This is a genomic window from Methylocaldum sp., from assembly GCF_039794385.1.
Lineage (GTDB): Bacteria > Pseudomonadota > Gammaproteobacteria > Methylococcales > Methylococcaceae > Methylocaldum.
Map to the genome: position 1 here is coordinate 1 of NZ_JBDIVO010000160.1, position 10,135 is coordinate 10,135.

The following is a 10,135-nucleotide window of genomic DNA, read 5'->3' on the forward strand; positions in this document are numbered from 1 at the left end:
CTTGCGCCTCCGGATGCTGCAACTTGCATTCTTCCCGGTTGAGATGGCGTTGCGCCTCCAGAAAATCGTCCAGATACGCCTGATTGATCACCCGCCGCAAAACGCCTTCTTCGTCGGGTTCCACGTCCCATAGTCCGCTATTGTGCCAGTGATGGTCGTTTTCCCAGTCGGTGCGGTCGACTATCGGGTACAGACAGACGCCTTCCACCGGTACACCCAACTGGCGCGCCCTGCACACCTCTTCGGCAATTTCCCGTATCCATTGCCCCCGACCGGCGCCGACATGGCTGGTCTCGCCGATGATCATGGGGACCTGATAACGCTCGTACACCTCTTGCAACAAGCGGTGCAGCGGCATCCGCCTTGGATCGCCGAGGTGCCAGTGGAGACGGTCATTCGTTAGATACTCCCACTGATTGGAGTGATAATAGTTGACGCCGATGATGTCCAGGTACTTCGGGTCCCCGCCCAAATCCTCGTCGCGGGAGCCGCGCAACATGTCCCAAGCCTCGAACATGGAAGCGCGCTGCGCCCGCGCCGCGTCTTCCAAATCGGGGCGGCCGGGCGGCGCGATGATGTGGATGATAGGATCGATATGGATGATGCGCGCACGAGGATCCACTTCCCACACCGCTTCAATCGCTTCGATGGCGGCCCGAACGAGCTGGCGCTTCAGTTCGTTGTCCCGGCCCTTGCTGTGAACCGCGTACGGGTACATCAAATCGCTATGACAAACCGCCCAGCAGATGAAGGATATTTCATTGATGGGCGAATATACGGGTTCCGCATTGCTGTGATCGGCGATGAAGCGCGCAGCTTCGGCGGAAAAGCGGGCAAAGCGATGCACGAAAGCCGGCGAAAACAGGTCCAGGTCGTCCGGCCAGCCATAATGGCAAAGGGTCCAGTTGACCTGGACGCCGTGCTCGTTGGCCGCGCGCAACATGGGAGCGAGCGAGGAAAAATCGAATCGCCCGCCGCGCTCGATCAGATGCCAGCGTACGCTTTCCCGAACGACCTGAATCCCGACTTCGCGCAGCATGGCATAGTCGCTGTCCACCAGGAGGTCATGGTGCGTGGAATGCACCATGTCCAGACGCTTGCCGGATGAATTGATATGGCTGGCTCCCTCGAATCCTGCCATCCAAAAGGACTTGAGAAGTGCCGGAGCGATGTGATCGGTCGTCATTCAGCAGCCTCGTTGTATGAATTGCGGTCGATTAAGAGCTACGGGGGCACGGGATTACACCAGCACGCGGCCGTCATGCCCTTGAGCGCGGTAGGCGGCAAGGGCCGTCGCCTTCACCGCGGCGGCTTGCCCCGCCTTCGCCAGCGCCACGCAGGCACCGCCGAAACCTGCGCCGGTGAGCCGGGCGCCGTAGACGGCCGGCTGTTTTTGCAATAGCTCCACGAGAAGATCGAGGGCCGGAACAGACACCTCGTAGTCATCACGGAGGCTTGCATGGGACGCATTCATCAGCTCGCCGAACTCCTCGGCCGATACGCCGGACACCGCCACGAGCACGCGCTGATTTTCGCTGAAGACGTGACGCGCGCGACGGTTCAAAGGTTCCGGCAGGCTCTCCGTAATCGCAAGGTCGCCGATATCCCTGAGGGCCATGACACCCAATCGGCGAGCGGCTTCCTCGCATTCCTGGCGCCGCTGGTTGTAGGCGCTAGCGGCCAGGCGGCGCGGCACGCCGCTGTCCAGCACGATCAGTTCGGCGTGCTCCGGCAGGGGCAGCAAGCGGCGCTCCAGCGTCCGGGTGTCCAGAAACAGCATGTGCAAGACATCGCCGAAGCTCGCCGCCATCTGATCCATGATGCCGCAACGGACCCCGGCGAACCGGATTTCGGCTTGCTGGGCCAGGAGAGCGATGGCGAGGTCGTCTATATCGAGCTGAAACAAACCGCGTAATCCCCTCAGCACCGCGACTTCCAGGGCCGCGCTGCTGGATAGCCCTGCCCCGATCGGAACCTCCGAGCGGATCAGGAGGTTCACCGGAGCTATGGCGCAGCCCGCTTCCCGAAGTACTTCAAGGCAACCTGCGACATAGCCGGTGAACCCATGGGCAATGGCGCCGCCCGCGCGGTAGCGAACCAGTTCGTCGAAATTCGCCGAATAAAATCGGCACCATTCGTCTTGGCTCCGTGCCATTTCGACCTGGGTCCTCTGCGGAATCGCGGTGGGAAGAACATAGCCGTCGTTATAATCGGTGTGTTCCCCGAGCAGATTCACCCGGCCCGGCGCGCCGGCTTCGAGCTCGGGTTCGGAACCGTACAGTTCGGAGAACTTGAGGTGGTCTGCTCCCATCATTCATTACTCACCAAGCCACCGCTATCGCCTTGAGTTCCCTTGCCTTTTCTTCCGGCAATGCGTCATTCGCGAACATGCCGGCGGCGAGCTCGGTGCCGGCCAGATATTTCAGCCGGTCTGCGGTACGGTAGGGCGGATAGAACTCGGCATGGAGATGGCACTCCGGATGCTGGCGCCGATCGACCGGAGCCTGGTACCAAGCCATGAGATAAGGGAATGGCCGCTGCCAAAGCCCGTCGTATTTGAGCAGAACCGTTTTCAGGGCGGCGGCCAGATCGGCCCGCTGCTCGGAATTCAAAGCCAAGAACGACGGAACCGCGACAATGGGGGCCACCCACACTTCGTACGGATAGCGCGCCCATGCCGGCACGAATGCGATCGCGTGCTCGCCGAGATACAGCACCCGCTCGCCGCTCTTAGCCTCCGCTGCGATCAATTCCTGGAGCAACGAACCGCCGGTCTTCTCGAAATGCTCGGCTTCGTTCTGGTGAATGCGCTCGGGAAACGGCGGCACGAAGGGATAGGCATAGATCTGACCGTGAGGATGATGCAGGGTCACGCCTACCTCGGCCCCGCGATTCTCGAAAGGCAACACATAACGCACATCCCGGCGCATGGCGAGGACTTCCGTGCGGCGCCCCCAGACTTCCAGAAGCAACTCGATGTGATCCAAGGGCAATCGGCCTAGGCTACTCTGTGGGTCCTGGGTGAACACGACGACTTCGCAGTGGCCTTTGGCCGGAAGGGTGCTGACCAGGCTTTCGGGCGGATCGTGAGCCTTCCCGGTCAGTGCCGGAAAGCGGTTATCGAACACGGCGATGTCATAGTCGCCGCAGGGCAGTTCGGTGGGATTGTCCGGATCGTCCGAGGGTGCAAAAGGGTTGTACTCCGGCGGCGGATGAAAGGTGCGCCCTTGCCGATAGGCAGCATAGGCCACCCATTCGCCTCGCAGGGGATGCCAGCGGAGGTGGGGATTGAGCCCTTCCGGGGCGGACAGCAGCGAGGGCTGGATATTCCAGGCGATGGGCCGACGGCTGTACAGGCTCAGCGTGCGGCCGTCCGCTTTCATGAGATCACGGGTGTACATAATTGTTTCCGCGCACCGCGCGGGCTATGTCTTCCACCGGCATCTTCGGAGTGCGATCGTCGAATAAGAGGCCGTTGGCCTCCTGGAATGTGTCCGCGAACTGCGTGTAGCAGAAGCCGCTGAACATTGCGGTTGAGCGCACCGCCTCGATGATGGCGCAGGTGCGCTGCTTGTATTCCTCGAGATCGTCGTAGCGTTGATAGCCCCAGCCACGGTCGTAGCGTTCGTCTCCGGGCCGAATGTAAGCCACGCCGCCGAACTCGGAAAGCAGCACCGGCTGGCCGCGGTGAGGGTGCCCATCCAGGGTCAGAATGCGCCCTCCGGCCCAGCGCCGGTCGACCACTTCCTGCAATTTGACCTCGGGTCCGTAACGGGCGCGGATATGGTCCGGGTTACCGTCGTAATCGTGTACGCCGATAATGTCGGTGGCGGAACTTTCCCAACCGTCATTGCCGATGACGAGACGGGTCGGATCCAGAGACCGGGTGAGGTGATAGAAGGACTGAACCGCATCCTGCGGCGCCGGCAACGCGGGCAGATCGGGAACGCCCCAGGATTCGTTGAAAGGCACCCAAATCACCACGCAGGGATGGCTGATGTCGCGCTCGATGACCTCGGTCCATTCTCTCAGCAGCCGATTCAAGGCCTTGTGGGTAAATCGATAGGCACTGGGCATTTCGGTGAAAACCAGGAGGCCCAGCACATCGGCCCAATACAGGTAGCGCGGATCCTCGATCTTCTGATGCTTGCGCACCCCGTTGAAGCCCATGGCCTTGGCCAGCTCCACATCGCGCTTCAACGCATCGCTCGTGGGTGCGGTCATCAGCGAATCCGGCCAGTAGCCCTGGTCCAAGGCCAGGCGCAGAACATAAGGCCGGCCGTTCAGCAAAATGCGCTCCCGCTGTGCGCCCACAGACCGCAGAGCGGTGTAGGAATACACTTGATCGACCACTTGCCCTTCGCAGAGCAGCTTTATTTCGGCATCGATCAGCGTAGGCCATTCAGGAGACCAGAGCAGTTCGTTGCGGAAGTCGTCGATGCCGGGATCGGACAACCCGATCCGTCGATGCACCTCGCCGCCGATGACGCGATAGGTGTCGTTCGCGAGAATTTGCGCACCGCAGCGGAGACATACGGAGACATAAGTCTCATCGGGATGCCTCCCGGTCACGTAAGCATCGAAGGCGATGTCCCAGCGCTCCACGCTGGGGGTCCAGCGGATTTTTTCGATGTAGTTGTCGCCCACGAATTCCAGCCACACGGTCTGCCAGATGCCGGTGGTACGTGGATACCAGATGCTGTGGGACTCCAGCCGCCAGTCCTGCTTGCCGCGCGGCTTTTCGAGATCATGAGGGTCATCCTCGGCCCACACCGTGATGCGCTGCCTGCGACCGGGCGCCAGTGCGAAGCTGATGTCGGCGCCGAAGGGCGTATGCCCGCCCTGATGTTCGGCCACCTTGACGTCGTTGACCCAGACCCGAGCCTGCCAGTCGACCGCGCCGAAGTGCAGCAGAACCCTGCCGCTGCGATTTTCCGGAAGATCGAACTCCCGCTGATACCAGCACGCCCGGTGAAAACTCGTATCGGCGACACCGCTCCGCTGGCTTTCAGGGGCGAACGGCACCTCGATGGTCAAAGGCCAGTCGGGCACGTCGCGCGGTACCCGGAAAGCCAGTTCATCGTCGAACCGGAAGCGCCACGAACCATCCAGCGATATCCAGTCGGGGCGCCGCAGTTGAGGTCTTGGATAGCGGCTATCCATACCGATCCTTCTACATGTCATTGCGCCGCTCTAGAATTTCAGCGCGCCCTCCGCGGCCGCCGCTGCAGCCAGGAGCACCGATTCGGAAGCTGAACTCATCTTGTGTTGCGCGCGCTTAGTCTGCCGCTCCCGCACCGCCTCGGCGGCCCGCTTTCCGGCGAGGAAGGCGTGATCGGAATTGTAATACTCCCATTCGCTGTAGCGCCCGGCCAAAAGGATGTCGTGTTCGGCAAGCCAGTCCCGGATCAGCTTCACGTTGTCGGCACGGACATGATCGTAAATGACGTAAGCATGCGGCAGGTCCACTTGGTTGGCAGCCCAAATCGGGTCGTCGGGGGTGAACATGCCAACCCTCTGACAGTCTCGAATGCAGCGCTCGATCAAGGCGTCACCGTCGCAGGGCAGCGGTTTCGCGGGCGAATAGGTAATCTCGCAGGTGAGGCCGAAACCGCCCGGCGCATTGCAATGGGGACTGGCGTTGCCCTGCACGAAAATGCGGTGAAATACCGTGTCCTCTGGGTAATAGATCCAATGCTTCTCGGTGAGATGGGGCCGGCCGATCCCGAGATTTACGCAACGTACCGAGACGTGGCGTAAACCCTCGCTCGCCCGGCGGATATGGACCGGCGCTTCCTCGCCGAGGCTACGGACCAGTACCGGCAGCGGCATCGTGCTGATCAAGTGGCCGTACTCGATCTGCATGCCATCGGCCAAGGTTGCCGTATGCCGGTGAGGAGAGATCGCGACCACCCCGGCATTGAGGCGGAGCCGATCGCGGACGTAGGGAATAAAGCCGTTCATCAGCGCCTGAAACCCGCCCCGCAGGGGGTAGCCGAAGCGGGCGTTCGGTCCCATGGGCTTGGGCACCGGCCTCAAGGCGCCCTCGATCATGTCCTCCAGATCGGGCAGCGGTACCCGTCCGCCCAGCCAGGAGGTTTCCATCGCCTTGAGATCCACCGCCCATAACTTGCGGTTGTAGGGAATGGCGAAATGCTTGGCGATGCCGGCGCCCCACACCTTATAGATGAATTCCTCGAAATTTGCGAAGCCTTCCGGCAGTCCTTTCCGAGTGTTCGCAGCACCCCAGCGGACGGTACTTTCCAGGATGCCGTCGCCGCAGCAATCCTTCACGTCCCCGCCCTGACAATCCCAGTCACGGAGCGATTCCCTGCGGTTACCGCCCTGAGTTTTCCGTTCCTTCAGGGGGCCAAAACGGGCTTCGATGGCACCGACAAGACACTCCTTGATGACTTCGGGCGGCAGGCCGTACAGACCGCCCTGGAACGGATAGCGGGTGTACACGCCCTTGCTGTAGATCCAGGCTTCCCGATCCTGCCAGTGCACGTTGTCGCCCAAAAGCTTTCGGTATAGCTCGTGCACATACCCATCATTGGAAAACATGATATGCCCGGCATAATCGAAGGTGAAACCGTTCTCCTCGATGGAGCGGCACCAGCCGCCTATGCTGTCGTTGGCTTCCAGCAGCAATGCGCCGGGGGCATGATAAGCGGCGGATAGGCCGGTCGGTCCGGCTCCGATGATGGCAATGTCCCACTGCTCGTTCTGCGATCGCATCGAACGGCGGGAAACGGGACCGGAGCCGCGCCGGCGTCCGTGCAGCACTTTGCCGATCTCGTTGGCCATGGACCGTGCGGTAGCATCCCAGGACGTATTCCGCAATACCTTGCGCATCGCCTCGCTGCGCCGGGCGCGATCGTCCCCTTCCGTCAGCGCCCGGTCGCAGGCGGTGACGAATTGCTCGACGCTATCCCCAAGGTGGACGATCTCCCCATAGGGCCCCGCCACGTCGGCGATGGGCGTGCCGACGATCGGTTTTTCCGCCGCCATATATTCCAAGGTTTTGGTCGGACTGATGAAGCGGGTCGAATCGTTCCGGGCGAAGGGCAACAGGCAAAGGTCCCATCCAGCCAAGAATGCGGGCAGCTCCTCATAGGAACGCTGACCGAAGTAATGGAGGTTGGGGTGCCGTGGCAACTCCGCGGGATCGATCTTGGCGACGGGTCCGACCATCATCAATTGCCAGTCCGGCCTTGTCCGTGCCATGGCGTCCAGTAACGGCAGGTCGATGCGCTCGTCGATAACACCGAAGAAGCCGAGCCGCGGCCGGGGCAGATCCGCTTGCTCGGGATGATCCAGGCCGGCTTCGCGAGCCTTGCCGAAGTGGGCCGCATCAACGCTGCTCGGAAAGCAGTGTACGTTGGGATGGCGGTGCGCCTTGGCGCGATACAGGCTGGGGCCTCCGGTGAATACCAGGTCAACTGCGCGATAGGCCTCCGCTTCGAACTCCAATAGATCGGGAGAGGCGCCCTTGAAAGCGGACAGCTCATCCATGACGTCGTAGACCATCGCCGTGGGCTTGAGCCGACGGGCCAAAGGCAGCGCCATGGGTGTGTAGAGCCAAACCAGGCCATTGCGCAGTTCCTCGCGCTCGCTCAAGTCGTCCATGAGCGGCTCCAGTTCCGTGAACTGGCGATGGTTGAAGCCCGGGTCGAGAATAGGCGTGAAAGGGGTGGCAACAAGCACCCCCGGAACCGGGCGATGAAACTCCCAATGCGCGGCTTCAGAGTGTAGCGGCTCCTCGATAAAGACAGTGGAAAAATGCTTGGCCAGGCGAGACAGCAGATGTTGAGGGCGTTGCCAGACCCAATTCCAACGTAGGTGGGAAAATACGGTCATCTTGGGTGTTTTTTCCATGAGCCCTCCTTGGAAATGGATTTTTCTGCTGCATCGCGAAAAATAGACTATCCAATGAGACCGGGTCCGTTTGTTCGCGGTTCCGAAGTACGGAGAACGCGAAACCCGCTCCAACATCGAATCAAGCGCTAAATCCTTGTTTGTCGGCATGTTCAACGCCTACATAATCCTCCTGATATACGGGACAGCCCCTATTCACCCGAGGTTTCGATCCGCTTAGCATCGGGTCGGATAACTGGCGGTTAGAGCGGACGCGTCATAAGCATGATGCCAAGCCTTGCCGTTGCAATTGCGCGTGAGCTTTGCGGTTTAGGGATCAGGGACAGATGCCAGACACCAAAAATTCGAATACGTCCGAAGCGACACCTCGTTTTCTGAGACGTCCCCTATTCTTTCTCCTGCACTATGTTCGGCGCCGGCCGTTCCATTTCGCCGGTTTGTTCCTGTTGGTGATCGGCGCCGCCGCCTGCGCCATCGGTGTGCAGGTGGGCATGAAGTTTCTGGTAGACGCCATGTCCGCTCCGGAGAGGAATCGGCTGGCCGTCTGGGGTCCCCTGGCACTGTTTATCACTCTCGTGGGTGTCGAGCATGGGCTGTGGCGATTGAGCGGCTGGCTCGGCTGCCGGACCATGGTGAGCACCGGCGTGGATGTGCGGCTCGATTTGTTCCAGCACCTCTCCGGCCACTCCATGTGCTATTTCAATGATCGTATGGCCGGCTCCCTGGGCAACCGCATCAGCGAAACCGCTGCCGCCACGGGGACGCTGTTCAGCGTACTCGCCTGGAATATGGTGCCGCCTTGCACCGATTTCCTGGGCGCTATGATCGTGCTGGGAACTGTCCACGGTGACATGGCTGCGCTCCTGTGCGTCTTTGTCGCGATCGTCGGTGGGGGCATGATTCTGTTCGGGCGGCGCGGCCAACCCATACATCGCCATTATGCTGAACAGTGTTCGCGCGCGAATGGCGAACTGGTTGACGTGGTGGGAAACATCTGGGCGGTGAAGGCATTTTCCGCCCGGCAACGCGAACGGGAACGCTTGGCCGAGCATTTGGGATTGGAAGCCGAAAGCCAGCGGCGGAGCTGGATGTATCAGGAGAAAACCAGGGTGCTTCACGACCTGCTGCTATGGTTGATGGCGGGAACCATACTGGCTTGGGCGCTCCAACTCTGGGCTGAGAATCGGATTACGCCCGGCGAGGTGGTGCTGGTCAGCACGTTGACATTCCGCATACTACACGGCTCCCGCGACCTCGCCTTTGCCTTGTTCGGCACCACTCAGCAGCTCGGGCTTATCGCGGAGACCCTGAGGGACATCGGCAAGCCGCACTCGGTAACCGATTGTCCACGGGCGAAACCGTTCGTGCCACAAGGCGGAGCCATCAAGTTCGAGAACGTCTGCTTCGGCTATGCAAACGGCGATCTCCTTTTCCGCGATCTAGGCCTCGACATTCCGGCCGGCCAGAGGCTAGGCATCATCGGCCCATCCGGCGCCGGCAAGTCGACGCTGGTGAGCCTGGTGCAACGGCTCGACGATGTTCATACAGGCCGCATTCTGATCGACGGTCGGTGCGTGACCGAAATTCCGCAGGATGCTCTGCGTGCGGCTATTGCCGTGGTGCCGCAGGATATTTCGCTGTTCCACCGTTCGATCCTGGACAACATCCGCTACGGCCGCTCCGAGGCCAGCGACGAGGAGGTCTACGCCGCGGCCCGTCAGGCCTTTTGCGATGCTTTCATCCGCGCGTTACCGGAGGGATACCACACGCTGGTCGGAGAGCGCGGCGTGAAACTGTCCGGAGGTCAGCGTCAGCGCATCGGCATCGCCCGCGCCTTTCTGAAGAACGCGCCGATCCTGATCTTGGATGAAGCCACCTCGGCACTGGATACCGCTTCGGAGCTCGAGATTCACCAGGCGCTGGCCAAGCTCATGCGGGGCCGCACCGTGTTGGCGGTGGCTCATCGGCTGTCCACGGTGGCCTCGTTCGACCGGATCATCGTGCTCAGTGAAGGCTGTATCGTCGAGGACGGCAGCCCCGAGGAACTGAGACGGCGGCGCGGTGTATTCGACGCCATGTGGCAGCTGCAAGCAGGAAACGCCGTTTCCCAGAATCCCAAAATCACTCCGGCTGCGCGGGCATGAATCGTGACGAATAAAATGGGCGAAGCAAAGGCGTTAGGCAATACGATCCTATGGTACGACAGCGCATCATCCTACTGCCCTGCAGCCGCCTCGGGCCGACCTTTGCCTGAATA

6 protein-coding genes are annotated in these 10,135 nt (G+C 61.1%); 1 reads left to right on the forward strand and 5 read right to left on the reverse strand.

What is annotated here, in order from left to right; translation table 11 throughout:
- The 5 genes from ABJK70_RS14025 to ABJK70_RS14045 form a co-directional block, all read right to left on the reverse strand.
- On the reverse strand, positions 1–1,186 hold a 1,186-nt coding region (locus ABJK70_RS14025), incomplete at its 3' end, for a hypothetical protein (RefSeq protein ID WP_347258282.1).
- Between the two features lie 54 nt (positions 1,187–1,240).
- Entirely contained in the window at positions 1,241–2,314 is a 1,074-nt protein-coding gene (gene galK / locus ABJK70_RS14030) for a galactokinase (RefSeq protein WP_240502590.1), read from the reverse strand.
- A 7-nt stretch (positions 2,315–2,321) separates the two neighbouring features.
- The gene (gene galT, locus ABJK70_RS14035; protein ID WP_077731590.1) at positions 2,322–3,401 is read right to left on the reverse strand and encodes a galactose-1-phosphate uridylyltransferase; all 1,080 of its coding nucleotides are present in this window, start codon (positions 3,399–3,401) and stop codon (positions 2,322–2,324) included.
- Complete coding sequence (locus ABJK70_RS14040) at positions 3,388–5,163, reverse strand: glycoside hydrolase family 2 TIM barrel-domain containing protein (RefSeq protein ID WP_156881435.1); 1,776 nt, start codon at positions 5,161–5,163, stop codon at positions 3,388–3,390. The genes galT and ABJK70_RS14040 overlap by 14 nt, the downstream gene beginning before the upstream one ends.
- A gap of 30 nt (positions 5,164–5,193) precedes the next feature.
- Positions 5,194–7,878 (reverse strand): FAD-dependent oxidoreductase, encoded by a 2,685-nt coding sequence (locus tag ABJK70_RS14045; RefSeq protein WP_347258283.1) that lies wholly within the window; start codon positions 7,876–7,878, stop codon positions 5,194–5,196.
- A gap of 326 nt (positions 7,879–8,204) precedes the next feature.
- On the opposite strand from ABJK70_RS14045, the gene ABJK70_RS14050 reads away from it, so the two are divergent.
- Complete coding sequence (locus tag ABJK70_RS14050) at positions 8,205–10,022, forward strand: ABC transporter ATP-binding protein (protein WP_133718536.1); 1,818 nt, start codon at positions 8,205–8,207, stop codon at positions 10,020–10,022.
- Positions 10,023–10,135: the final 113 nt, after the last annotated feature.

Bases quoted from the DNA above. Each gene is read 5' to 3' on its own strand.
- galK (WP_240502590.1), bottom strand. From the start codon at position 2,314: ATGATGGGAGCAGACCACCTCAAGTTCTCCGAACTGTACGGTTCCGAA.
- galT (WP_077731590.1), bottom strand. From the start codon at position 3,401: ATGTACACCCGTGATCTCATGAAAGCGGACGGCCGCACGCTGAGCCTG.
- ABJK70_RS14040 (WP_156881435.1), bottom strand. From the start codon at position 5,163: ATGGATAGCCGCTATCCAAGACCTCAACTGCGGCGCCCCGACTGGATA.
- ABJK70_RS14045 (WP_347258283.1), bottom strand. From the start codon at position 7,878: ATGGAAAAAACACCCAAGATGACCGTATTTTCCCACCTACGTTGGAAT.
- ABJK70_RS14050 (WP_133718536.1), top strand. From the start codon at position 8,205: ATGCCAGACACCAAAAATTCGAATACGTCCGAAGCGACACCTCGTTTT.